Source organism: Haemophilus sp. THUN1690 (assembly GCF_059704375.1).
Window position 1 is genome coordinate 617,675 of the sequence record NZ_AP046582.1, and the last position, 24,649, is coordinate 642,323.

Below are 24,649 nucleotides of genomic sequence, written 5' to 3' on the forward strand. Positions count from 1 at the left end.
TAGGAAATAAAATATGCGTAATCAAACTAAACAGCATCTTGAACAGCTTCAAATTACCATGCAGCAGCTTAATTTATGGCAAACGATGCCACCTGCTGCAGAGGCCTTTTTAAGTGAGGAGCCTTTTTCAATTGATACGATGTCTGCCGAAGAATGGCTACAGTGGGTATTTATTCCACGCATGCAGGCATTATTAGAAAGTAGTTCTGCTTTACCAAATAAAATTGCTATTTCTCCTTATATTGAAGAAGCAATGAAGGAATTTGATGAGTTACAACAACTATTAACTCCTTTAGTTGCTTTAGAAGCACTTCTGAACAAGAACGAATGTTAGAAATTTTATATCAAGATGAGTTTCTAGTTGCGGTGAATAAGCCTGCTGGAATGTTGGTTCATCGTAGTTGGTTAGATCCTCATGAAACTCAATTTGTGATGCAAACTTTGCGAGATCAAATTGCCCAATATGTATTCCCTATTCATCGTTTAGATCGACCGACATCTGGCGTGTTGTTATTTGCATTGAGCAGTGAAATTGCGAATTTAATGTGTGAACAGTTTGAACAAAAGTGCGTTCAGAAATCTTATTTAGCTGTGGTGCGAGGGTATTTACAGGGAAAAGCGCGAATAGATTATCCACTAAAAATCCAATTGGATAAAATCGCAGATAAATTTTCTCAAGAAGATAAAGAGCCTCAAGAAGCCGTTACTGATTATGAAGGATTAAAAATAGTCGAAATGCCTTATCCTGCTGGGCGTTATCAAACGACACGTTATTCTTTAGTTAAATTAATCCCTCATACAGGCAGAAAACACCAATTACGTCGCCATATGAAACATATTTTTCACCCAATTTTAGGGGATACGCAATATGGTGATTTGCATCAAAATCGTGCGTTAACCTTGCATCTTGGCTGTTCTCGGTTATTTTTACATTCTGATAGTTTGTCTTTTATTCATCCAATAACGAAAGAGCAAATAACAATTACAGCAGGTTTAGATGAACAATGGCATCAATTAATGAATCAATTTAGGTGGGAAAATGTTTGATATTAACTTAACACACGAACAGCAACAAAAAGCTGTTGAACAAATTCAAGAACTTATGGCAAAAGGGATTAGTAGCGGAGAAGCGATTCAAATAGTGGCGAAAGCACTACGAGAAATCCATAAAAATGATAAAAAAACTCCAGAAAATTAAATTTTTTGTGATCTACTTATCATTTTTGAATATTGCTCATTGCATAACCGATCAAAATATTTGAATATAACGTCCATACGAGGTGATAAGGCGATAGTCTTATTGATTTATTGTTTTAGTAGGCGAAGCCTAGAGAGGTCTTTTATGGAAATTGGTGTTGTGAAATGGTTCAATAATGCAAAAGGATTTGGTTTCATTTCCGCAGAAGGCGTGGATGCCGATATTTTTGCACATTATTCAGTGATTGAAATGGACGGTTATCGTTCATTAAAAGCGGGTCAAAAGGTGCAATTTGAAGTTATCCACGGAGACAAAGGATCTCATGCCACGAAAATAATTCCACTTGTGGATAATCAAGAGTAATTCGAATACTCTAAATTTTTTCTCTATTAGTCCTAACTCAAAAAGACAAGAATTGCAGCTTGTCTTTTTTATTTTAATAAATTCTTCAAACTGGTTTTCATTGCCGCCATTTGATTTTCAAATTGTGCCTTGCTTTCTCTTTCGTCAATCATATAGGTAATTGTTTCTGAAAGTGTCATTTTCATTTTGCGAGAATATTTAGAAAGACGTAGCCAAACCGCATATTCCAAATCAATGGATTTTTTCTTTGTATGTTGTTTTTCTCCATTAAAAAAGCGTTTACGGCGTGCACGAATGGCTTGATCAAGCTTAATTGGTAAGGTTGGCGAAAGATGATTTTTAATCCATTCTTCAATTTTTTCTGGATAATTTTGGGATTCTAATAATTCTTGCGCTTTGGCCTCTTGTAAACTTCGTTCTTCATAACGAGTAATATTTTCCCCTTCGCGATGTTTACGAATTAGGTAAATCCATTTCCAATTTGCTTCTTGATTTTCTAGTTTTTGGTATTTCATTTTTTATCATTGAGTGACGTGGTAACTGCATTAATATACGTGTTTTTAGGCTGATTTTCTAGTGGATTTTCACAAGGCTACTAAATATGCGATAATGTGGCCAATTTTTCTAGAAAGAGACCAGCCGTGAGTTCATCATTTTCTCAACAACAAGCTATTAAGCAATCTTTAAATTGGCAGGCATTACAACCTGATTTGGCAATTCAAGATTTTCCTTTAGAACCAGTGGATTTCTGGGCATTACAACCGAATGCCACACAGGCTATCGATTTATTTTTACGCCATCCAACGCGTTCCTTATTGATGATGAAAGTAGGTGAGCCAGTTGAATATGCGGAGTTATTGCAAAATTTTATATCGCAAAACCATCATAAAGGGCGGTCAATTTTCGGTGTGAATTATGTGATAGAGCAAGGCGACTCTTTTTCTTTTCCTCATGTTTATATTGAGCCAGCAAAATCTTTAGATGATAATTTTGCTAGTCAAGGTGAGGCGTTAAGCGCATTGTATTGCGATCAATTCCAGCTTTTCGGTAGTTTTCGGATTCATCCAAGTTCACAAGATATTCAATTAGTGCCAGGATTAGTGCATAAAGCTAATGGTGGTGTTTTGATTTTAAGTGCGGCAACATTGTTATCTCAATTTGATTTATGGGGGCGATTAAAACAAATTCTGCAAACCCAAACTTTTGATTGGTATTCAGCCCATCCATTTAAACATTTACCTTGTGATATACCAAGCTATGCGCTGAATTTAAAAGTGATTGTACTTGGTAATCGTACTGAATTAGCCACTTTGGCTGAGTTAGAAGAAAACCTTTATTCTTTCGCCGATTATGCTGAAATTGAAAGTTATATTTCTGTGGCTGAAGTGGAAGAACAAAAAACTTGGGCGGGTTATGTACAACAAATGGCTCAAGAGCAAAATATTGAGCTAGATTTTCCTGCTTTAAATAAACTCTATCAATTATTAGTTCGTGAAAGTGAAGATCGCTTTTTAATTAATGCATCCCCTCTAAAATTAAAAGAAATATTACAAGATGCCTCAACTTTTGCTGAAAAAACAGCATTAAGTGCGGAGGATTTTGAGGATATTTTTCAACAAAAATTGGCGCAATATGGTTTCCTAAAAGAACAAACTTATGCCGATATTTTAAATGAGCAAGTTTATGTCGAAACTCAAGGTGAAATTGTTGGCCAAATTAATGGCCTTTCGGTGATTGAATATCCTGGTACACCCGTATGTTTTGGCGAACCTTCGCGTATTAGTTGTATTGTGCAATTCGGCGAAGGGGAAGTGATCGACGTTGAAAGAAAAAATGAATTAGCGGGCAATATTCATGGTAAAGGAATGATGATTGCGCAAGCTTGTCTTTCCAATATATTAGATTTGCCATCGCAATTGCCATTTTCTGCCTCGTTAGTGTTTGAACAGTCTTATGGTGAAATTGATGGTGATAGTGCATCTTTGGCGATTTTCTGTGTGCTAGCAAGCGCTTTGGCCGATTTGCCTTTACCTCAAAATATCGCAATTACAGGATCGATTGATCAATTTGGACTTGTTCATTCTGTTGGTGGGGTAAATGATAAAATTGAAGGCTTTTTTACTATTTGCCAACGTCGCGGTTTGACCAGAAAACAAGGTGTCATCATCCCAATGACGACTATTCAGCAACTAAGTTTGTCTGATGAAGTGAAAAGTGCGGTAAAAAATGGTGAATTTTTTATTTATCCGGTGGAAGATATTTATCAAGCTTGCGAATTATTATTTAATCGTGATTTGCTAGATGAAAACAAAGATTATACAGAAAAAACTGAGCCTTTATCTCGTCTCATTCAACGTCGAATTGAGGGGAGAGTTGATTCAGAAAGAAAAGGTTTTTGGAATTTCTTCCGTTCTTAATAGATAAAAAGCGAACATTTGTTCGCTTTTCTTTCTTCTATAATCTATCAAAGTGACTGCTCCGACAAGTTTTGCGAACAAGTGTTAGCTATTTACACTTTGATATGTTCTCTTTAGAATGTTTTATATCAGTTTAAAACTGAATTTATTATATATAAAGGAACCTAAAATGCAAAACACTTGTACACCTAATAAAAAAAGTAGCTATTCTTATGATGATTTGCTCGCGTCTGGTCGCGGCGAATTATTCGGTAAAGAAGGGCCACAATTACCCGCTCCGACCATGTTGATGATGGATCGTATTATTGAAATGAATGAGGAAACAGGTGCTTTTAGCAAAGGATATATTGAAGCCGAACTTGATATTAAACCTGAATTGCCGTTCTTTGGTTGTCATTTCATTGGCGATCCAGTGATGCCTGGTTGTTTAGGATTGGATGCTATGTGGCAGCTTGTTGGGTTTTATTTAGGCTGGATTGGTGGCAAAGGAAAAGGGCGAGCATTAGGCGTTGGTGAAGTAAAATTTACAGGGCAAATTTTGCCGACGGCTAAAAAAGTGGTGTACCGAATCCATATGAAACGAGTTATTAATCGTAAACTAGTGATGGGAATGGCTGATGGTGAAGTTGAAGTAGATGGTCGCGTTATTTATACAGCAACAGATTTAAAAGTTGGACTATTCCAAGATACCTCAGCATTTTAATTTTTCTTTATTAATTCATACAAAAGTGTGGTGAAAATTTTTCTTAGATTTTCACCGCACTTTTTTATCCTTCTATCAATAAGCAAGGTTGAATTACATCATATAAATGTCATTGGAACATGCTAGTCTCTAAGGAAAGTTGTCCTTTTTCTATACGGATTTCTTTAGCAAATTTTTTTATAAGCACATCACGCATATTGTTTTTATCTAATGTATAAACAGGAATATTTTCCAGTAATTTAGCGACATTCTCATTTAAAAAAGGCATGATTGTTTGCATTTGTTGCATATATTGCTGTGGTTCTCCTGACCAACGTAAAATACGCATTTTCTTTAAATAAACAGCACCTTCTTCGGGATTATAATAAGGAATTGTATCGAAGGTCAGATTTAATTTTCCTGGCAATTTTTTATTGCCAAATTGAAATAAACCCTCTAAAGTACCGCTCATTTCTATGCGTTTATCATTAGTTTGTCCAATTTTGGTACTCAAATTTTTTACTTGATAATCAATAAAAAATAATCCGGGTAAGCCAAATTTATCCGCAATAGATCCTTTCTCTTGTAGATATTGATTAATTTGAGATTCAGTTATTGAAAAAGGTGAGGCCGATATATTAGGGGATATCGTTAAAATAAACGTTAACGTAAGAAATAATAATTTAATTTTTTTCATATTTAATTTTTAGTTAAGTTAAAAGCAAAATAAAAATGGTGGACAAATATACCACAAATAGCAATGGAGTGATGTAGTAATGAGCCCTGAATTTAAAGAATATGTTAATCAATTAGTTATAGCACATCGTGATGAAAGAATTTATCCTTTTCAATATGAAGGCAAGAAATTTTGGTTGAAGCAACCTGAAAAATTGAAAGGGATTTGGTTATTATTGAAACCATATCCGAAGCAATCTTTTAAAAATGAACTACAAACTTTGTTAAATCTTGCTGAAAAAAATGCACCTGTTCCAATAGTCTCTTATCATGATGAGGATTTTTTTGTTTTGGAAGATGCGGGAGCCACTGTATCACAATGGCTATGTGATAAGAAGATAGATGATCAGCAAAAATTTTCGATTATTTATGACGCTTGTCTCGCTTTGATTGATTTACATACTAAAAATCTGGTGCATGGTCGTCCTGCTATTCGAGATATTACTTGGGATAAGGGAAAAGTTACTTTTCTTGATTTTGAATCTCGTTCAAGTAGTCAAAATCAAAATTGGTTAATCATTCGAGATATGCTATTTTTCTTTGATAGTTTATGTCGAGAAGAAGATATTTCAGACGATTTTATTCAAAAAGTAGCATTGTATTATAAAGCACATTGTGAGGTACAAAATTGGCATAATATGATTGTCTACTTGAAGCGTTTTCTCTGGATTTACTATCTTTTGTTACCTTTTAAACCTATTGCAAAGACAGACTTAATAGCAGTTTATCGCTTATTTGAGATTTTATTAATAAAGGAAAAATGATGAAGAAAACACTTTTTATTATTGCATTATCAAGCATATTAGCTGCTTGTACTGTAGGTGGTGGCGTCAGCGCTGGTGGCGGAAGCAACGGTGTTGGATTAGGACTAGGGATTGGCTCTGGTATTCGATTCTAGTGATGATAAAAAGTGCGGTAAGGTTTGACAAAGTTTTTAAGGAACTTAGCAAAACTTCTTGCATTTTAAATTTTTATCACTATAATGCACCCCATATTTCGGACGCGGGGTGGAGCAGCTTGGTAGCTCGTCGGGCTCATAACCCGAAGGCCGTCGGTTCAAATCCGGCCCCCGCAACCAATAATAAGTTCAGTAAAAGAACCCCAGTTTTGGGGTTTTTTTCTATAAGAAATTTAATAAAAACTGGGCTTAGGTTCCTGTGAACCTAACCCTTTTTTTTATGCCTAAAATTTTTTGTAGAAGTTTTTAGATTAATCAAAAGAAGTTATTTGGACTAAAAACTGACACTACAGTATAGGAGTAGAAATTGGCTACATTAGAACAAAATTTACAAGAAATGCTACAAGGCGCAGTAGAGGATTTAGGCTGTGAACTTTGGGGCATTGAATGTCAACGCGCAGGCCGTTTTATGACTGTGCGTTTATTTATTGATAAAGAAGGTGGCGTAACTGTCGATGATTGTGCTGATGTAAGTCGTCAAGTAAGCGCAATTTTAGACGTGGAAGATCCAATTGCGGATAAATACAATCTAGAAGTGTCGTCACCAGGTTTAGATCGTCCACTATTTACCTTACCGCAATTTGAACGCTATATTGGGCAAGATATCGCAGTGCATTTACGAATTCCAGTGATGGAACGCCGTAAATGGCAAGGTAAGTTAGAGCGTATTGAAAACGATATGGTTACTTTAATCGTTGATGGACAGGAACAAGTTTTAGTCTTTGGTAACATTCAAAAAGCGAATGTTGTTGCAAAATTTTAAAAGGAGCAAAAGAAAAAATGAGTAAAGAGATTTTACTGGCGGCAGAAGCCGTATCCAATGAAAAGTTATTACCACGTGAGAAAATTTTTGAAGCGTTAGAAAGTGCAATTGCGCTTTCTACCAAGAAAAAATACGAATACGAAACAGATATTCGAGTATCAATAAACCCAAAAACAGGCGATTTTGATACTTTCCGTCGTTGGTTAATTGTTGACGAAGTCAAAGTGCCAACGAAAGAAATTACTTTGGAAGCGGCACAATTTGAAGATCCAAATCTTCAACTAGGCGATTATGTAGAAGATCAAATCGAATCTATCGCATTTGACCGTATTGCAATGCAAACTGTACGCCAAGTAATCAGCACTAAAATTCGTGAGGCTGAGCGTGCAAAAGTTGTAGAACAGTTCCGTGCTGAAGAAGGCAAAATTGTAACAGGTACTGTGAAAAAAGTAAGTCGTGACAGCATCATCTTAGATCTTGGGAATAAAGCAGAAGCGATGATTGCTCGTGAAGACATGTTGCCACGTGAAAATTTCCGTCCAGGTGACCGTGTGCGTGGTGTGCTTTATAAAGTAAATCCTGAAGGCAAAACTGCACAATTATTTGTGACACGTTCTAAACCAGAAATGTTGATTGAATTATTCCGTATTGAAGTGCCTGAAATTGGCGAGGAAATGATTGAAATTCGTGGTGCGGCTCGTGATCCTGGCTCTCGCGCTAAAATTGCAGTGAAATCAAACGATAAGCGAATTGATCCTGTTGGCGCTTGTGTGGGTATGCGTGGTGCGCGTGTTCAAGCCATTACCAATGAACTTGGTGGTGAGCGCGTAGATATCGTGCTTTGGGATGATAATCCAGCACAATTTGTGATCAATGCAATGGCACCAGCTGATGTGTCTTCTATTATCGTTGATGAAGATAATCATTCTATGGATATTGCCGTTGAAGCCGCTAACCTGGCGCAAGCAATTGGTCGTAATGGTCAAAACGTGCGTTTAGCAACACAATTAACAGATTGGACACTAAACGTAATGACTACTGATGATTTAAATGCAAAACATCAAGCAGAAGATAATAAGGTGTTAAATTTATTTATTAACGCATTAGAACTTGATGAAGAATTTGCACAAATCCTTGTAGAAGAAGGCTTTACAAGTTTAGAAGAAATTGCTTATGTGCCAATGAATGAATTGACTGCAATTGATGGTTTAGAAGATGAAGATCTTGTAGAAGAGCTTCAAACTCGTGCTAAAAATGCGATTACAGCTGCAGCAGTAGCTGAAGAAGAAGCATTGAAAAAAGCAAATATTGAAGATCGCTTATTGAATTTAGATGGCATGAATCGCCATGTGGCATTCAAATTAGCTGAAAAACAAATTACTACTCTCGAAGAACTCGCCGAACAGGGTGTAGATGATTTAGCAGATATTGAAGAATTAACAGCAGAACAGGCAGCGGATTTAATTATGGCTGCTCGTAATATCTGTTGGTTTGGCGAAGAATAAGGAGAGTAGTAATGACTGAAGATGTTAAGGCTGATGCGCCAAAGAAATTAAGTATTCAACGCAGAACAAAAACAACAGTAAGCAGCACCACAACTGGCGGTAAAAGCAAAGAAGTACAAGTAGAAGTACGTAAAAAACGAACAGTAAAAACTGATATTGCTCAACAAGAAGAAGCAAAATTAAAAGCACAGCAGGAAGCTGAAGCGAAAAAAATTGCTGAACAAAAAGCGGCAGAAGAAAAAGCTCGTTTAGAAGCTGAAAAAGCAGCAGCTAAGAAAGAAGCTGATGAAAAAGCAAAAGCTGAAAAAGCGAAAGCAGAAACAGCTAAGCTAGCAAAAAGTGCGGTAGATTCTAAGGCTAAATCTGTTGATCTTGAAAAAGAGAAACGTAAAGCAGAAGAAGCAGAACTTCGTCGTAAGGCTGAAGAATTAGCTCGTCAAAAAGCAGAAGAACAAGCTCGCCGTGCAGCAGAAGAAGCGAAACGTTATGCTGAAGCAGATGATTCAGACAATGAATCTTCTTCAGAAGACTATTCTGACTACAACTTAAGTTCAAGATATGCACTTGAAGCAGAAGATGAAGAAGATCGTCGTAACGAAAATCGTGGCCGTGGCAAAAATAAAGTAGCGAAAGCTAAAAAAGGCGGTCGCGACGATGAAAATAGCAAAAACTCAAAAAACGAGCGCGAATCTAATCGTAAAAATCAAAAAGACGCTAAGTTTGGTAAAGGTAAAAATGGCAAAAAAGGTGCCGCACTTCAACAAGCCTTTACTAAACCAGTTCAAGCTGTAAAAGCGGATGTTGTCATTGGTGAAACTATTACCGTTGCTGAATTAGCGAACAAGATGGCTGTAAAAGCGACTGAAATCATCAAAACGATGATGAAGATGGGCGAAATGGTTACTATCAACCAAGTTATCGATCAAGAAACCGCTCAATTAGTAGCGGAAGAGCTTGGTCATAAAGTGATTCTTCGCAACGAAAATGAGCTTGAAGAAGCGGTATTAGGCGATCGCGATGTAAACGCAGAAAAAGTAACGCGTGCGCCAGTTGTAACCATCATGGGACACGTTGACCATGGTAAAACCTCTTTACTTGACTATATTCGTAAAGCGAAAGTTGCAGCAGGTGAAGCGGGTGGTATTACCCAACATATCGGTGCGTATCACGTAGAAATGGATGATGGAAAAATGATCACCTTCTTAGATACTCCGGGACACGCTGCGTTTACTTCTATGCGTGCGCGTGGTGCAAAAGCAACAGATATCGTTGTTCTTGTCGTTGCTGCCGATGATGGTGTGATGCCTCAAACTATTGAAGCGATTCAACACGCAAAAGCAGCGGGTGCACCTTTAGTGGTTGCAGTAAATAAAATCGATAAACCAGAAGCAAATCCAGACCGTGTTGAGCAAGAATTATTACAACATGATGTAATTTCTGAAAAATTCGGTGGTGATGTGCAATTCGTTCCAGTATCTGCGAAGAAAGGTACAGGGGTTGATGATTTATTAGATGCTATCCTACTTCAATCAGAAGTGCTTGAATTGACAGCTGTAAAAGACGGCATGGCAAGTGGTGTAGTCATTGAATCTTACTTGGATAAAGGTCGTGGCCCTGTGGCAACTATCTTGGTTCAATCAGGTACACTACGTAAAGGTGACATCGTACTTTGTGGCTTTGAATATGGTCGTGTGCGTGCAATGCGTGATGAAAACGGGAAAGAAGTGGATGAAGCAGGTCCTTCAATTCCAGTTGAATTATTAGGTCTTTCAGGCGTGCCGGCAGCAGGTGATGAAGCAACCGTTGTACGTGATGAGAAAAAAGCACGTGAAGTTGCGTTATATCGTCAAGGTAAATTCCGTGAAGTGAAATTAGCTCGTCAGCAAAAAGCGAAACTTGAAAATATGTTTAGCAATATGTCTGAAGGCGATGTGGCTGAATTGAACGTCATTGTGAAAGCAGACGTACAAGGCTCTGTGGAAGCGATTGTTCAAGCGTTAAATGAACTTTCTACCAATGAAGTAAAAGTTAAAGTTGTTGGTTCAGGTGTAGGTGGTATTACTGAAACTGATGCGACTTTAGCTGCAGCATCTAATGCTATTATTGTTGGCTTTAATGTTCGTGCTGATGCATCTGCGCGTCGTGTTATTGAAGCGGAAAACATTGATTTACGCTACTACTCAATCATTTATGAATTGTTGAATGAAATTAAAGCAGCAATGAGCGGTATGTTAGAGCCTGAATTTAAACAAGAAATTATTGGCTTAGCTGAAGTTCGTGATGTATTCCGTCATCCGAAATTTGGTGCAATCGCAGGTTGTATGGTGACCGAAGGTTTAGTGAAACGTAATAATCCAATCCGTGTATTACGTGACAACGTCGTTATCTTTGAAGGGGAATTAGAATCTCTTCGTCGTTTCAAAGACGATGTATCTGAAGTTCGCAACGGTATGGAATGTGGTATCGGCGTGAAAAACTACAACGATGTAAAAGTCGGCGACCAAATCGAGGTGTTTGAAGTGGTTGAGGTTAAACGTTCAATCTAACTTTTAACAAAATAAAGGGCGGTTAAGAATCATCTGGTTTTTAACCGCCCTTTTTGTATCAGCCTTATGAAAGAATCTTATTTTAGATAAAAGTATTTCTTATGGTTATATTCAATTTCTTTACAAACAGCATCATGCTGAAAGGGATTTTTGCGTGCTAAATCCAATGATTTCCAGTAGAATGAGGCGCTTTTATAAATAAGGAATAACTATGGCAAGAGAATTTAAACGTAGCGATCGCGTCGCTCAAGAAATACAAAAAGAAATAGCGGTAATCTTACAACGTGAAGTGAAAGATCCCCGTATTGGGATGGTGACGGTTTCTGATGTGGAAGTATCGAGTGATTTATCTTACGCAAAAATCTTCGTGACTTTTTTATTTGATCACGATGAAACGGCAATTGAGCAAGGCATGAAAGGCTTAGAAAAAGCATCGCCTTATATTCGTTCGTTACTAGGCAAAGCGATGCGTTTACGTATCGTGCCAGAGATTCGCTTTATTTACGATCAATCCTTAGTGGAAGGGATGCGTATGTCAAATCTTGTAACAAATATTGTGCGTGAAGATGAGAAAAAACACGTTGAGGAAAGCAACTAATGTCTAGACCTCGTAAACGCTGGCGTGATGTTGATGGTGTGTTTTTGTTGGATAAACCACAAGGCATGTCATCAAATGACATCATGCAAAAGGTGAAGCGTTTATTTCAAGCGAACAAAGCTGGGCATACTGGTGCGCTCGATCCGTTGGCAACGGGAATGTTGCCGATTTGCTTGGGTGAAGCAACTAAGTTTTCACAATTTTTGCTTGATGCCGATAAGCGTTATCTTGTTACGGCAAAATTAGGCGAACGTACCGATACTTCCGATGCGGAAGGGCAAATCGTGGAAACTCGTGAAGTTCATATTGAAACGCAACAAATTTTGACCGCACTTGAACAATTTCGTGGCGATATTTTGCAAGTGCCGACAATGTTTTCCGCACTAAAACATAACGGTAAACCGCTTTATGAATATGCGCGCCAAGGTATTACGGTTGAGCGTGAGGCACGTCCAATTACGATTTTTGAACTTAATTTTATTGAATATCATGCGCCTTTTTTAACCTTAGAAGTGCATTGTTCAAAAGGTACTTATATTCGCACCTTAGTAGATGATTTGGGTGAAGTGCTAGGTTGTGGCGCTCATGTGACAATGTTACGTCGTACAGCCGTAGCGGATTATCCTGTAGCAGAAATGATGCCAATCGATGAGTTACAACTGCTCGCTGAAAGTTTTCCATTAAGCGAATTAGATCGTCTATTACTGCCAACCGATACCGCTGTAAGTAAATTGCCTGCTTTACGTTTGGATGCAGAGCAGAGTAAAGCCATTAGTTTTGGTCAGCGAGTGAAATTTGCTAACGAACAGCAATTAAGTGGCCAAGTGCGGTTATTTTCAGCGGAGAATTTATTCTTAGGCGTAGCCTTAATCGATGGAAATATTATTCGCCCTCAACGCTTAATTACACAATCTGCATAACTTCATTGCCTTTCTTATAAAATTCTAGACCTCTTATTTGTAATCTAAATGTAGAAAAACTGCGGTGAAATTTCACCGCAGTTTTTTACTGTCTCGCCAATCTTAAATTTTCAGGTAAATTCTCAAAATTAGAGCGGAATGGATTAATGTCTAAGCCACCGCGTCGGGTATAGCGCGCGTAAACAGTGAGTTTTTCTGGTTTTGCGTAGTGCATTAAATCGCAGAAAATGCGCTCGACACATTGTTCGTGGAATTCATTGTGTTGACGGAACGATACAACGTAACGTAATAATTTTTCGTGATCGATTTTGTTACCAACATAATGAATATGCAAGGTGCCCCAGTCTGGCTGATTGGTAATGAGGCAGTTAGATTTCAACAAATGGCTGACTAATTTTTCTTCGACAATTTCATCTGATACGCAATCTTTCAGCCAATTAGCGTTAAATTCGTAGCTAGTAATTTCAATATCTTGTTCATCAATGCAATCGCCTTGTAAATAATTAATTTTTTGAGAATCATAAACTACCACTGGATTTAACCGCACTTTTACATCGCCTTGCGCACATTCGATTAAATCGCGTTGCATAGTTTGTTGAACGGTATTGAAGTCGGCAAATTTGCTTTGGTTGAAGCTATTTAAATAAAGTTTAAAACTTTTTGACTCAATCAAATTTTGGCTTTGATAATCCAGATAAATATCTGCGATAGCCACTTGTGGCAAGCCTTTTTCATTGAGCCACGAGATTTCATAAGCCGTCCAAATATCGGCGCCGATAGTAAATGGTTGATTTTGAGTAATGCCCAATCCATCACGATTTAACGCGCGTGGCACTGGCTGTAATAAAGTGCGGTCATATAGAGAGGCGTATTCTGTTTTTTGACCGAGTTTTAAGGATTTTAAGCTGTTGTCTTGGTAATTCATCTTTTCTCCGATTAGGTGTTCGACTTTTGCAAATTTCGACACTTTATAAATTAATTACAAAAAATTCCACGATAGATTCGAAATTAATCGACAAGCATCACATTTAAAATGAAAGGTATCAAAAACCGTGTCTTTTAACGCCCAGTTTGCACCACAAGAAGGGCAGCAACGAGATTTTTCAGATTCTAAAGATTGCCCACCTACACGATATAAATAATAGTAAGTCGGTATGCCGGTTTCTTTTTCTATTTCTTGGGCTAAATAACGCCCATGTTTTGAAAGTGTGCTTTGATGCTCAGAAATTTCTGCCAAAGAGTGTTGTTCTAATACCGCACCATTCATTTGTAGTTGATCACTGGCTTGCCAATTTTCTTGCCATTTAATCAGATCTTGGCTTAAGTGCGGTTGATTTTTCAACTGTTTATACAAAGGGATTGGTGCGAAATTTTCTCCACTATGAATCGGCGAGCAGCTTTGTAAATGGGTTGTATAAAGCACTTGCCAAGCGGGAGATACATTTTCTGCCGTTTGATCTGAATTGAGATCATCGCCCACAAGTTGAAAACCATCAAAAATTACACCGCACTTTTCTGCTTCTTGTAATGCGCGATTCACTTCTGCGTTATTATTTTGCGGGAAAAGACTATCTTGCTCAGGGCAAATGACACGCATAGCAAAGCCTTGTGCGCCATCTTCTTCCGCTAAATATAAAGGGATTTCACGTCCGATAATTTGCCCGTTATACCGCCATTGATCGATCACTGCATTGAGTAAACGACTTTGTGATTCAATATTATTTTCGAGCGCAGTCAGGCGAAAATAGGTTTCGATTAAATACATAAATTTTTTAATTGCTGTCCGATTTGGTTTAAGCCGTTTAAACGTGTTTCGCTTAAACGTTGTGAAATGCCGAGCTCGCTAAAAAAGGCAGTAATATCAAATTTATTCAATTCATCCGCTGTTTTGCCATTGATTTGATTGAGTAAAATCCAAAGTAAGCCATTCATAATTCTGGCTTCACTAAATCCGTTGAATTGAAAAGTGCGGTCATTTTTAGGCATAATTTGAAACCACATTTGTGCTTCGCAGCCAGTAATAGAGTGCATTTGAGCGAGTTCATCGTCGCTTGGGCGAGATAAATTTTTGCCAGCTTGAATAATCAGGCGATAGCGATCTTCCCAATTTTTAGTTTGTTTTAATTGTTCTATCATTGTAATAAATCCAGTGCTTTATCTAAGGCGGTAAAAAATGCCTCCACATCTTCCTGCGTATTATAAGGCGCAAAAGACAGGCGTAATGTGGTGCGTTCGCCTAAGCGTGCTAAATAAGGTTGAGCACAATGTTCGCCGACTCGGAGCGCAATATTTTGTTCGCTCAAAAGTGTAGAAAGATCAGAACAGTCAATGCCTTCAAATACAAAACAAACGACAGTGCTTGCTTGAGGAGAATTGAATAATCGGCAATGCTCGTAAGATTTTAACCGCACTTTGACGGATTCAGCCAAGGATATAGTGTGCTGTTCTGCTGCGGTAAAATCCCATTTTTGTAGCCAATTCAGTATGGCATTAAAGCCAATAACCCCAGCAATATTAGGTGTGCCAGCTTCTAAACGATAAGGCAATTCGGCAAAAGTAATACGATCATTTGATACACGATCAACCATTTTTCCACCGAAAAAGAGCGGTTGAAGTTGAGAAAGTGCGGTCAATTTTCCTGTTAAAACACCAAGCCCATTTGGGCCATAAATTTTATGGGCAGAAAATGCGAGAAAGTCTGCATCTAAATCTTGTAAATCGATTTTAATATGGCTAATCGCTTGTGCAGCATCTACTAAAACCAACGCACGACTATGTTTTCTAATAAGTTGAATCAGGCGTTTAATCGGCTGTTCAGTGCCTGTGACATTTGAAACAAAATTCAGCGCAACGAGTTTGGTTTTTTCAGAAAGAGCAGAAATAAGTGCATTTTCATCAATTAGCCAATTATCTAAAATCGGTAAAACTCGAATTTTTGCACCGCACTTTTGTGCCGTTTCGTACCAAGTGACAAAATTAGCATGATGATCTGCTTGGCTAATCAGAATTTCATCTTCTGCGTTTAATTGTGGTAGTAATCCATTTGCCACTAAGTTAATCGCGTGAGTTGTACCAGAAGTCCAGATAACAGCGCGTTTATCTTCAGCATTAACCCATTCTTTAACTTGTGTGCGAGCCTGTTCATATTGCGCTGTTTGGGCAGCATCATATTGGCTGCGATGCACCGAACCTGCAGACGCATAAAATTCAGCAGTGCGATCAATTAACACTTGAGGTTTCAACGCGGTGGCGGCGTTATCTAAATAAACAACCGCATCTTCACGTTGGAAATAAGGAAATTCTTGACGGAAAGTTTGATAATCAAAAGCCATATTGATTTTTCTCTTGTCTGCGCCATTGACTTGGTTCAATCGGATTATTGTCCGCCCAAAGACCAATTCGTTTGGCTTGTGCATTTTCTTGCGCTTGAAGATAAATCGGATCATGGGAATATTGCTTATAAGCCCATGCCATACCTTGTTTAACCATTTCTAAATTAATATTTTTATCTTGATAATAAACAATCGCCAATGTGCGTTGATAGTGATCTTGGCCTTTTAAAGAAAGACGTACATCACGAAGATAAACCATATCAGATAACGCCTTTTTAGATTTTTGTCCAAAAGCTTGTTTTTTCTCTGGCGCATCAATTTCAGCTAGTCGCACTTTGATTTGTCGATTATTTTTCGCAAGGCAGGTAAGCGTATCACCGTCACTAATGCCAACGACACGGCAAGTATTTTCTTCGCTAGAGCACGCCGAAAGTGCGGTAAAAATTAGTAATAAAATAGCAAATAGCGATTTTCGATTTATCATTTTGCTAGGTTCTTGTTCTAAGTCTGGTTATTTTACCGAAAAAAACTGGTCAATTCAGAAAAAAAAAGCGTAAAATAATTTTGAAACATTATGAGAAAAGTTGAAAAAAAGGTTGTATATGATTCAAAAATCATTTTTATTGGCCCGTTCGTTGGTCATTTTATACATTATGTTATATCTCGGAAATCTTATCGCTCATTATGTGCCGGCCGGTGTACCTGGGAGTATTTGGGGATTGTTATTGCTCTTTTTAGGTTTAACGACACGATTAATTCATTTAGATTGGATTTATTTAGGCGCGAGCTTATTGATTCGTTTTATGGCGGTACTTTTTGTACCAGTGAGCGTTGGAATCATTAAATATTCAGATTTATTAATAGAACAAGTGAATATTTTACTGATTCCTAATGTTGTCAGCACTTGTGTAACTTTGGTCGTTATGGGCTTGTTAGGGAATCATTTATTCCATTTGCAATCTTTTACACATAAACGTAAAAAAGTGATTAAACGTCGTGAGAACCAAGCTAAACAAATGAATGAATCAGCTTAATTATATAGTGGGAAAGTTTTATATGCAGCAGTACATTATTTATCTTTATACATTTTTGACAATTTTCGGATTTTGGCTCGCACTACAAATTAGCAAACGTTGGAAATCAATGATTTTTAATACTTTTATTTTAACAGTATTAATTTTGGTTGCGATTTTAGTGATAGGCAAGATTCCTTATGATGATTATATGGTAGGAAATGCGCCTATTAATAATCTACTTGGCTTGAGTATCGTCGCTCTTGCATTACCTCTTTATGAACAACTTCGCCAAATTGCTAAACAATGGAAGATTATTTTATCTATTGTGGTGATTGCGTCTTTTTTCTCGATGTTAAGCGGGGCGGTATTAGCACTCATACTTGGCGCATCACCTGAAATGGTGGCGACGGTATTACCAAAATCAATCACTACACCAATCGCGATGGAAGTTTCGCATAATCTAGGGGGAATCCCTGCTGTCACTGCAGTTGGGGTCGTTGTTGCAGGCTTGCAAGGCTCTGTATTTGGTTATTTAGTGTTGAAAAAATTAGGCGTTAAATATCAGGAAGCGATTGGATTATCTGTCGGGGCGGTATCCCACGCACTTGGCACAGTAAGCTGTATGGAAACTAATCCAACAGCGGGAAGTTACAGTTCTATTTCTCTTGTGCTTTGTGGGATTATTAGTTCTATTCTCGCGCCATTTGTATTTAAGCTGATTTATTTCTTTGTTTAAATATCAATAAAAATTCAACCGCACTTTATTCATTCTAGATTGTGTTTGTTCCAGATAAAGTGCGGTTGTTTTTTGCGCTAAATGATTAGATAATGCAGAAAAACCAAATAAAACAAAGCGATATGAAACCACTTATCATTGATTCTTCTTGGACAGAACGTTTTCTTCCCGATCCTCCACGCGAAAAAGATAATCGCCCACCATTTCGTCGCGATCGCGGGCGGATTCTACATTCTGCCGCCTTTCGTTGTTTACAAGCGAAAACTCAAATTCACGCGATTGGTGAAAATGATTTTTATCGCACTCGCTTAACTCACTCTTTAGAAGTCGCCCAGATTGGCAGCAGTCTCGTTGCACAACTTAAATTTTTAGAAACCTTTGAAAGCCTTTCTCAAGCATTAAATATTGATAAAAACGAGTTGCAAAAACAATTAAAACCTTTATTGCCGAGTAACGATCTTATTGAGAGTTTGTGTTTTGCTCATGATATTGGGCATCCGCCTTTTGGGCATGGTGGCGAAACGGCATTAAATTATATGATGGCAGAGCAGGGCGGATTTGAAGGCAATGCACAAACCTTTAGAATTTTAACGAAACTTGAGCCTTACACTGAAAACGCAGGGATGAATCTAACGCGTCGAACACTATTGGGTGTAGTGAAATATCCCACGTTGTTAGATGTGGCCTCGCCTCAATATGCAGAACTTAATTTTTCTCGCAATATTGATCCGCGTTTTGTGCGTATTCATGATTGGATTCCGGGAAAAGGCATTTTCCGCGATGATTTAAAAATGTTTAATTGGTTGCTGGAAAATCTTTCTGAAAATGACCGCACTTTATTCTGTCAATTTAAAAAAGTGCGGGAAAATCCAGCTGAATCTTTACATACTCGGTTTAAATCGCTGGATTGCAGCATTATGGAATTGGCAGATGATATTGCCTATGGTGTGCATGATTTAGAAGATGCGATTGTGACTGGCGTGGTAAATCCTCATCAATGGCAAGCAGCACATGCTACATTGAAACAAATTCCATCAGCTTGGTTGCATGAAAATATTGATTCAATTAGCCAACGACTTTTCTCGGATAAACATTTTGAACGCAAACAGGCGATTGGCGCATTAGTGAACTTTTTTATTACTAATGTGCAGTGGAAATTAACGGCAAATTTTGATGAACCTTTGTTACGTTATAACGCGGAATTGCCACCAGAAGTGATTGCTGCACTTGGTGTATTTAAAAAGTTCGTTTGGGATTATGTTATTCGCAATGTGGCTACTCAACGAATCGAATATAAAGGGCAGAGAATGCTGACAGAAATGTTCCAGATTTTTGAATCTGATCCAGAGCGTTTATTACCGCGAAATACTGCAAATCGTTGGCGTAATGCACCAGACGAAGGGAAGAAACGGATTATTTGCGATTATATTGCAGGCATGTCGGATGCACACGCATTGCGGGTATATCAACAACTTTGATTTAAGAGAGAATCCCATCGAATTGATGGGATTTTTTATGCCAAACCGTATAGAATAGTGCGGTTAATTTTCACTGAATTTTTATGGGGCAGCTGTGGCATTAATTAGTTTAACCAATGGATATCTTTCCTTTAGTGATGCACCTTTGTTGGATCACGCAGAACTACATATTGAACCGAATGAACGTGTTTGTTTAGTTGGGCGTAACGGCGCAGGTAAATCAACTTTATTGAAAATCATCGCAGGCGATGTGCTCATGGATGATGGCAAAATCCAATACGAAAAAGATCTTGTGGTTTCTCGTTTAGAGCAAGACCCACCGCGTAATGCGCAAGGCAATATTTTTGATTATGTCGCGGAAGGTGTTGGGCATTTAACGGATTTATTGAAAGAATATCATCATATTTCTGTTCAATTGGAAGAAAATTACAGTGATCAAATTTTAAGTCAACTAGAGCAAGTTCAGGCTAAATTAGAACACGCGGATGGCTGGCGATTTGAAAATAAAATCAATGAAGTGCTGTTAAAACTAGGCTTGAATCCAAACACAAAATTATCTGCACTTTCGGGCGGTTGGTTACGCAAAGCGGCACTAGCACGCGCATTAGTGTGCGATCCTGATGTGTTATTACTTGATGAACCAACCAACCACTTGGATGTGGAAGCTATTGAATGGTTGGAAAATTTCTTATTGGATTTCCAGGGTAGCATTGTATTTATTTCCCATGACCGTTCTTTTATTCGAAAAATGGCAACACGGATTGTGGATTTAGATCGCGGTCAATTAGTGTCTTATCCAGGCAATTACGATTTATATTTAACTACGAAAGAAGAAAATCTACGTGTTGAAGCCTTGCAAAATGAATTATTTGATAAACGTCTTGCACAGGAAGAAGTGTGGATTCGACAAGGTATCAAGGCTCGCCGTACAAGAAATGAAGGGCGAGTGCGAGCATTAAAAGCGATGCGTGAGGAACGCCGCCAACGCCGTGACGTAATGGGAACAGCTAAATTACAGTTAGATACCTCAAGTCGTTCTGGCAAAATTGTCTTTGAAATGGAAGATGTGAGCTATGAAATCGCAGGAAAAACCTTGTTAAAAGATTTTTCAACAACGATTTTACGTGGAGATAAAATTGCGCTTGTTGGACCAAATGGCTGTGGGAAAACCACTTTCATTAAATTATTACTGGGGGAAATTCAGCCAACATCAGGCAAAATTCGTTGTGGTACCAAATTAGACATTGCTTATTTTGACCAATACCGTGCTGATTTAGATCCTGAAAAAACTGTAATGGATAATGTGGCAGATGGTAAACAAGATATTGAAGTCAATGGTGTAAAACGCCATGTACTAGGGTATTTGCAAGATTTCTTATTCCCACCAAAACGAGCAATGACGCCAGTTAAAGCCTTATCGGGGGGGGAACGAAATCGTTTATTACTCGCAAAATTGTTGCTCAAACCAAACAATTTATTGATTCTTGACGAACCAACTAATGACCTTGACGTAGAAACATTGGAGCTTTTAGAAGAAATTTTGACTGATTATCAGGGCACATTGTTAATTGTAAGCCATGACCGTCAATTTATCGATAACACTGCGACAGAATGTTATTTATTCGAAGGTGAAGGGCGTTTGAATAAGTATGTAGGTGGATTCTTTGATGCTAAACAGCAACAAGCTAATTTCTGGGCAAGCAAAGCGACAGAAGAACAGGCTAAGGCGAAGAAATCTGAACCACTAAAAGAAGAAAGTGCGGTGAAAAATGACCGCACTTCTAAGCCTAAATCAGTGAAACTCTCTTATAAAGAACAACGTGAGTTAGAACAACTTCCACAACTTTTGGAAGAGTTGGAAACTAAAATCACCGTACTGCAAGCTGAAATAGCCGATCCAGTATTTTTCCAACAGGCTCATGATATTACCGATGCTAAATTAAAAGCATTGGCAGATACTGAAGCCGAATTAGAAACAGCATTTTTACGCTGGGAAGAATTGGAAGAAAAGAAAAATTTGGCTGACGGTAAAGCTTAAAAAAATAACGCCCGAAAGGGCGTTTTCTTTAGATCTTTTCAAGATGATCTTTTTTCAAAATACTTTCTTCATCAAGCGTTGATAAGCGTGAGATAGCATTACGGTAAGAAATTTCAAGGGTTTCTCTACTGGTTGCCATTACGCCTTGATCCACTAAAAATCCATCATTTACATCATATACCCAGCCGTGTAATGAGAGTTTTTGTCCGCGTTCCCAAGCACTTTTTACAATTGAAGTGCGACCTAGATTGTAAACCTGTTCTGCTACGTTAATTTTAGTCAACATATCCGCACGTTTTTCTGGGGAAAGGTTACCGAGAAGATGACCGTGTTTGAACCAAATATCGCGAATATGAAGAAGCCAGTTGTTGATAAGCCCTAAATCTTTATCTGCCATAGCGGCATGAATACCACCGCAGTTGGTGTGGCCACAGATAATAATATGTTCAATTTTAAGCACATCGACGGCATATTGCACAACAGAAAGGCAATTAAAATCTGTGTGAATCACTTGGTTAGCAACATTACGATGAACAAATAATTCACCAGGTTCAAGATTCGTCAATTTCTCAGCGGGCACACGGCTATCAGAGCAACCAATCCAAAGGTAATGTGGCGTTTGATGATCCGCAAGCTCTTTGAAGTAAGTAGAATTTTCTTCCTTCATTCTTTGCGCCCAACTGTAATTGTTGGCAAAGAGTTGTTTAATTTTATCCATTTTGCTTTCCTTAAAATTTTTAAAAAATTAACCGCACTTTTAGGTAAGTGCGGTCAATATTAAAGTTAAATTGAATTAGAAATTCGCATTTCTTGGCGCGCGTGGGAATGGAATTACATCACGAATATTTTGCACGCCAGTTACATAGACAATTAAGCGTTCAAAACCAAGACCAAAACCAGAATGTGGAACGCTGCCGTATTTACGCAGATCGCGATACCACCAATAATCATCTGGATTTAATCCCATTTCTTCCATACGTTTATCAAGCACGTCTAAACGTTCTTCACGTTGTGAACCACCGATAATTTCACCAATTCCCGGTGCTAACACGTCCATTGCCGCCACAGTTTTTCCATCATCATTTAAACGCATATAGAATGCTTTAATATCTTTTGGATAGTTTTTTACTACAACTGGTGATTTAAAATATTCTTCCGCCAAGAAACGTTCGTGTTCAGAAGAAAGATCGATACCCCAAGAAACTGGGAATTCAAATTTCTTACCAGATTTTAATAACACATCGATGGCATCAGTATAATCAATTTGCGCAAAATCTGAGTTTACAAAGTTTTCTAAACGAGTAATAACATCTTTATCTACATGTTTTTCAAAGAATTGTAAGTCGTCTTTGCGCTCTGCTAATACTGCGCGGAATACGTATTTCAACATATCTTCTGCAAGTTTTGCGTTATCCGCTAAAGTTGCAAATGCAACTTCTGGTTCAACCATCCAGAATTCAGCTAAGTGACGAGTGGTATTCGAGTTTTCTGCACGGAATGTTGGGCCGAAAGTATAAATTTTGCTTAATGCACAAGCATAGGTTTCGCCGTTTAACTGACCTGAAACCGTTAAAAATGATTCTTTACCGAAAAAATCTTGGCTGAAATCAACTTTTCCATTTTCACCACGTGGAAGATTTTCTAAATCAAGTGTAGAAACACGGAACATTTCACCCGCACCTTCAGTATCTGATGCAGTAATTAATGGGGTTGCCACCCAGTAGAAACCTTGCTCATGGAAGAAACGGTGAATTGCTTGAGATAAACAATGGCGAACACGTGCGACCGCACCAATAATATTGGTACGAGGGCGTAAGTGAGCCACTTCGCGTAAATATTCAATAGAGTGGCGTTTTGCTGCCATTGGGTAAGTATCTGGATCTTCAACAAACCCTGTCACTTCTACTTTTTCTGCTTGTAATTCAACTGCTTGTCCTTCTGCAGGTGATTCAACGACTTTACCTGTTACAATTACAGAACAGCCTGTTGTTAAACGTAAAATTTCGCTTTCGTAATTTTCAATATCGTTATTAATAATTGCTTGAATTGGATCAAAGCAAGAACCGTCATAAACCGCTAAGAAAGATAAACCTGCTTTAGAATCGCGACGGGTACGCACCCAACCACGCACAGTGACGGTTTCACCAATCGCCACTTTCCCTTGTAATACATCAACAATTGATGCCACTTTAGACATATTAAACCTCTGTAACTGAATGTAATTCACATAAAATTGCCGATAGTTTACCTTAATGAAGGAAATTTTCCATAAAAATATAGTGTTGGTGCGGGCTATGAACAATAAAATAGTCTTAAAAATGAGCCCTAAATAAAATAGGGTAAAGCCTTATTAATATTGAATATACGCGATTTTATGCTAAAATCTCGGGCCAAAATCATTATGGCTAATAATAGGAAAAAATATGAAAGTTTTAGAAGGCTCAGTCGCAGCACCTAATGCAAAAGTTGCAGTAGCAATTGCTCGTTTTAACAGTTTTATTAATGAAAGTTTATTAGAAGGTGCAATTGATGCATTAAAACGTATCGGCCAAGTGAAAGATGAAAATATCACTATCGTGCGTGCTCCGGGTGCGTATGAGTTGCCATTAGTTGCTCGTCGTTTAGCTGAAAGTAAAAAATTTGATGCGATTGTAGCTTTAGGTACAGTTATCCGTGGTGGTACTGCGCACTTTGAATATGTAGCAGGGGAAGCAAGCAGCGGTTTAGGAAAGGTTGCAATGGATGCTGAAATCCCAGTCGCTTTTGGTGTATTAACCACAGAAAATATTGAGCAGGCGATTGAACGTGCTGGTACTAAAGCAGGTAATAAAGGTGCAGAAGCAGCCTTAACCGCACTTGAAATGGTTAATCTTATTCAACAAATTGATGCGGCATAAATCATGACAGAACAAAAACAAGTTAAAAAGCCTTCTGCTCGTCGTCGTGCGCGTGAATGTACTGTTCAAGCCTTGTATTCTTGGGCTGTATCGGGCAATACTGCAGAACAAGTTGAATTAGCCTTTGTGTTAGATCAAGATATGGATGGCGTAGATAAACCTTACTTCCGTAAATTATTTCGTCAAACAGTAGAAAATATTGAAACCGTTGATTTTTCTATTTCGCCTTATATTGACCGTGCTTTTGATGAGCTTGATCCTATTGAAACTGCAATTTTACGTTTAGCCGTTTATGAATTGCGCTTTGAGTTAGATGTGCCATATAAAGTGGTTATCAATGAAGCGATTGAAGTGGCAAAAGTATTCGGTGCAGACGAAAGCCATAAATATATCAATGGCGTACTTGATAAAATCGCACCAGCATTAGGACGTAAATAATCCTTTTAAACTGAAAATGGCGCGCGTTT

28 protein-coding genes and 1 tRNA gene are annotated in these 24,649 nt (G+C 38.0%); 20 read left to right on the forward strand and 9 right to left on the reverse strand.

The features are described from left to right. Positions 1-13: 13 nt before the first annotated feature. The 4 genes from AC6H22_RS02960 to cspD all read left to right on the forward strand — a co-directional run bounded on the left by AC6H22_RS02960 (position 14) and on the right by cspD (position 1,561). Complete coding sequence (locus AC6H22_RS02960; RefSeq protein WP_497515317.1) at positions 14-334, forward strand: YqcC family protein; 321 nt, start codon at positions 14-16, stop codon at positions 332-334. Beyond that, positions 328-1,047 carry a tRNA pseudouridine(65) synthase TruC gene (gene truC / locus AC6H22_RS02965; RefSeq protein WP_497515318.1) on the forward strand — a complete coding sequence of 240 codons (720 nt, stop codon included), beginning with the start codon at positions 328-330 and terminating at the stop codon, positions 1,045-1,047. The genes AC6H22_RS02960 and truC overlap by 7 nt, the downstream gene beginning before the upstream one ends. Continuing rightward, entirely contained in the window at positions 1,040-1,198 is a 159-nt protein-coding gene (locus AC6H22_RS02970; protein WP_005628875.1) for a YoaH family protein, read from the forward strand. Before truC ends, AC6H22_RS02970 begins: the two co-directional genes overlap by 8 nt. Before the next feature lie 144 nt (positions 1,199-1,342). Further along, complete coding sequence (gene cspD / locus AC6H22_RS02975; protein WP_005628872.1) at positions 1,343-1,561, forward strand: cold shock domain-containing protein CspD; 219 nt, start codon at positions 1,343-1,345, stop codon at positions 1,559-1,561. 68 nt (positions 1,562-1,629) lie between these two features. Here the strand turns inward: cspD and matP are convergent, their stop codons facing one another. Then, positions 1,630-2,076 carry a macrodomain Ter protein MatP gene (gene matP, locus AC6H22_RS02980; protein ID WP_005671410.1) on the reverse strand — a complete coding sequence of 149 codons (447 nt, stop codon included), beginning with the start codon at positions 2,074-2,076 and terminating at the stop codon, positions 1,630-1,632. A gap of 126 nt (positions 2,077-2,202) precedes the next feature. On the opposite strand from matP, the gene AC6H22_RS02985 reads away from it, so the two are divergent. Continuing rightward, the gene (locus AC6H22_RS02985) at positions 2,203-3,978 is read left to right on the forward strand and encodes an AAA family ATPase (protein ID WP_497515320.1); all 1,776 of its coding nucleotides are present in this window, start codon (positions 2,203-2,205) and stop codon (positions 3,976-3,978) included. A gap of 169 nt (positions 3,979-4,147) precedes the next feature. Next, a complete protein-coding gene (fabA, locus tag AC6H22_RS02990) occupies positions 4,148-4,681 on the forward strand; it encodes a bifunctional 3-hydroxydecanoyl-ACP dehydratase/trans-2-decenoyl-ACP isomerase (protein ID WP_005631615.1) in 534 nt (177 codons plus the stop codon). 109 nt (positions 4,682-4,790) lie between these two features. Here the strand turns inward: fabA and AC6H22_RS02995 are convergent, their stop codons facing one another. Then, on the reverse strand, positions 4,791-5,357 hold the full coding sequence (locus AC6H22_RS02995) for a YceB family lipoprotein (RefSeq protein WP_497515321.1): 567 nt from the start codon (positions 5,355-5,357) through the stop codon (positions 4,791-4,793). 79 nt (positions 5,358-5,436) lie between these two features. Between AC6H22_RS02995 and AC6H22_RS03000 the strand changes: the two genes are divergently transcribed. From AC6H22_RS03000 to truB, 8 genes are all read left to right on the forward strand, one after another. After that, entirely contained in the window at positions 5,437-6,159 is a 723-nt protein-coding gene (locus AC6H22_RS03000; RefSeq protein WP_497515322.1) for a BUD32 family EKC/KEOPS complex subunit, read from the forward strand. Beyond that, the gene (locus AC6H22_RS03005) at positions 6,159-6,293 is read left to right on the forward strand and encodes a hypothetical protein (protein ID WP_275045373.1); all 135 of its coding nucleotides are present in this window, start codon (positions 6,159-6,161) and stop codon (positions 6,291-6,293) included. Before AC6H22_RS03000 ends, AC6H22_RS03005 begins: the two co-directional genes overlap by 1 nt. A 103-nt stretch (positions 6,294-6,396) precedes the next feature. Beyond that, positions 6,397-6,473: transfer RNA gene (locus AC6H22_RS03010), tRNA-Met, on the forward strand. A 187-nt stretch (positions 6,474-6,660) separates the two neighbouring features. Continuing rightward, positions 6,661-7,116 (forward strand): ribosome maturation factor RimP, encoded by a 456-nt coding sequence (gene rimP, locus AC6H22_RS03015; protein WP_005628605.1) that lies wholly within the window; start codon positions 6,661-6,663, stop codon positions 7,114-7,116. Between the two features lie 17 nt (positions 7,117-7,133). Further along, positions 7,134-8,621, forward strand: coding sequence for a transcription termination factor NusA (nusA, locus tag AC6H22_RS03020; protein ID WP_497515323.1), 1,488 nt, complete (start codon positions 7,134-7,136; stop codon positions 8,619-8,621). Between the two features lie 11 nt (positions 8,622-8,632). Next, positions 8,633-11,167 (forward strand): translation initiation factor IF-2, encoded by a 2,535-nt coding sequence (infB, locus tag AC6H22_RS03025; RefSeq protein WP_497515324.1) that lies wholly within the window; start codon positions 8,633-8,635, stop codon positions 11,165-11,167. 211 nt (positions 11,168-11,378) lie between these two features. Next, the gene (gene rbfA, locus AC6H22_RS03030; RefSeq protein WP_118816843.1) at positions 11,379-11,765 is read left to right on the forward strand and encodes a 30S ribosome-binding factor RbfA; all 387 of its coding nucleotides are present in this window, start codon (positions 11,379-11,381) and stop codon (positions 11,763-11,765) included. Continuing rightward, complete coding sequence (gene truB, locus AC6H22_RS03035; protein ID WP_005628628.1) at positions 11,765-12,685, forward strand: tRNA pseudouridine(55) synthase TruB; 921 nt, start codon at positions 11,765-11,767, stop codon at positions 12,683-12,685. The genes rbfA and truB overlap by 1 nt, the downstream gene beginning before the upstream one ends. A gap of 85 nt (positions 12,686-12,770) precedes the next feature. Here truB and queF read toward each other — a convergent pair whose 3' ends face one another. Genes queF through AC6H22_RS03060 form a run of 5 tightly spaced genes read right to left on the reverse strand, consistent with a single transcriptional unit; the run spans position 12,771 to position 16,501 of the window. After that, positions 12,771-13,610: an NADPH-dependent 7-cyano-7-deazaguanine reductase QueF gene (gene queF / locus AC6H22_RS03040; RefSeq protein ID WP_032825722.1), complete on the reverse strand. Its 840-nt coding sequence runs from the start codon at positions 13,608-13,610 to the stop codon at positions 12,771-12,773. A gap of 54 nt (positions 13,611-13,664) precedes the next feature. Beyond that, positions 13,665-14,450, reverse strand: coding sequence for a Zn-ribbon-containing protein (locus AC6H22_RS03045; protein ID WP_005628632.1), 786 nt, complete (start codon positions 14,448-14,450; stop codon positions 13,665-13,667). Further along, positions 14,441-14,821, reverse strand: a complete 381-nt coding sequence (locus tag AC6H22_RS03050) for a SufE family protein (RefSeq protein ID WP_005628635.1) — start codon at positions 14,819-14,821, stop codon at positions 14,441-14,443. Before AC6H22_RS03050 ends, AC6H22_RS03045 begins: the two co-directional genes overlap by 10 nt. After that, entirely contained in the window at positions 14,818-16,017 is a 1,200-nt protein-coding gene (locus AC6H22_RS03055) for a cysteine desulfurase (protein WP_005628638.1), read from the reverse strand. The genes AC6H22_RS03050 and AC6H22_RS03055 overlap by 4 nt, the downstream gene beginning before the upstream one ends. After that, positions 16,007-16,501, reverse strand: coding sequence for a thermonuclease family protein (locus tag AC6H22_RS03060; protein WP_497515325.1), 495 nt, complete (start codon positions 16,499-16,501; stop codon positions 16,007-16,009). The genes AC6H22_RS03055 and AC6H22_RS03060 overlap by 11 nt, the downstream gene beginning before the upstream one ends. 118 nt (positions 16,502-16,619) lie before the next feature. Between AC6H22_RS03060 and AC6H22_RS03065 the strand changes: the two genes are divergently transcribed. The 4 genes from AC6H22_RS03065 to AC6H22_RS03080 all read left to right on the forward strand — a co-directional run bounded on the left by AC6H22_RS03065 (position 16,620) and on the right by AC6H22_RS03080 (position 21,285). Next, positions 16,620-17,051 (forward strand): CidA/LrgA family protein, encoded by a 432-nt coding sequence (locus tag AC6H22_RS03065; RefSeq protein ID WP_005628643.1) that lies wholly within the window; start codon positions 16,620-16,622, stop codon positions 17,049-17,051. 22 nt (positions 17,052-17,073) lie between these two features. Further along, the gene (locus tag AC6H22_RS03070; protein ID WP_005628646.1) at positions 17,074-17,769 is read left to right on the forward strand and encodes a CidB/LrgB family autolysis modulator; all 696 of its coding nucleotides are present in this window, start codon (positions 17,074-17,076) and stop codon (positions 17,767-17,769) included. A 92-nt stretch (positions 17,770-17,861) separates the two neighbouring features. Next, positions 17,862-19,247 (forward strand): anti-phage deoxyguanosine triphosphatase, encoded by a 1,386-nt coding sequence (locus AC6H22_RS03075; RefSeq protein WP_497515326.1) that lies wholly within the window; start codon positions 17,862-17,864, stop codon positions 19,245-19,247. Between the two features lie 94 nt (positions 19,248-19,341). After that, on the forward strand, positions 19,342-21,285 hold the full coding sequence (locus AC6H22_RS03080) for an ABC transporter ATP-binding protein (protein ID WP_005628651.1): 1,944 nt from the start codon (positions 19,342-19,344) through the stop codon (positions 21,283-21,285). Positions 21,286-21,313: 28 nt separating this feature from the next. On the opposite strand, the gene can is transcribed toward AC6H22_RS03080, so the two are convergent. Further along, the gene (gene can, locus AC6H22_RS03085; RefSeq protein ID WP_005628653.1) at positions 21,314-22,003 is read right to left on the reverse strand and encodes a carbonate dehydratase; all 690 of its coding nucleotides are present in this window, start codon (positions 22,001-22,003) and stop codon (positions 21,314-21,316) included. 75 nt (positions 22,004-22,078) lie between these two features. Continuing rightward, the gene (gene asnS, locus AC6H22_RS03090) at positions 22,079-23,482 is read right to left on the reverse strand and encodes an asparagine--tRNA ligase (protein ID WP_005628655.1); all 1,404 of its coding nucleotides are present in this window, start codon (positions 23,480-23,482) and stop codon (positions 22,079-22,081) included. A gap of 226 nt (positions 23,483-23,708) precedes the next feature. Here asnS and ribH point away from each other — a divergent pair, with 226 nt between their 5' ends. Together ribH and nusB are read left to right on the forward strand one after the other, a co-directional pair. Then, positions 23,709-24,182: a 6,7-dimethyl-8-ribityllumazine synthase gene (gene ribH, locus AC6H22_RS03095; protein WP_005628657.1), complete on the forward strand. Its 474-nt coding sequence runs from the start codon at positions 23,709-23,711 to the stop codon at positions 24,180-24,182. Between the two features lie 3 nt (positions 24,183-24,185). Then, positions 24,186-24,620, forward strand: a complete 435-nt coding sequence (nusB, locus tag AC6H22_RS03100) for a transcription antitermination factor NusB (protein ID WP_005628659.1) — start codon at positions 24,186-24,188, stop codon at positions 24,618-24,620. Positions 24,621-24,649: the final 29 nt, after the last annotated feature.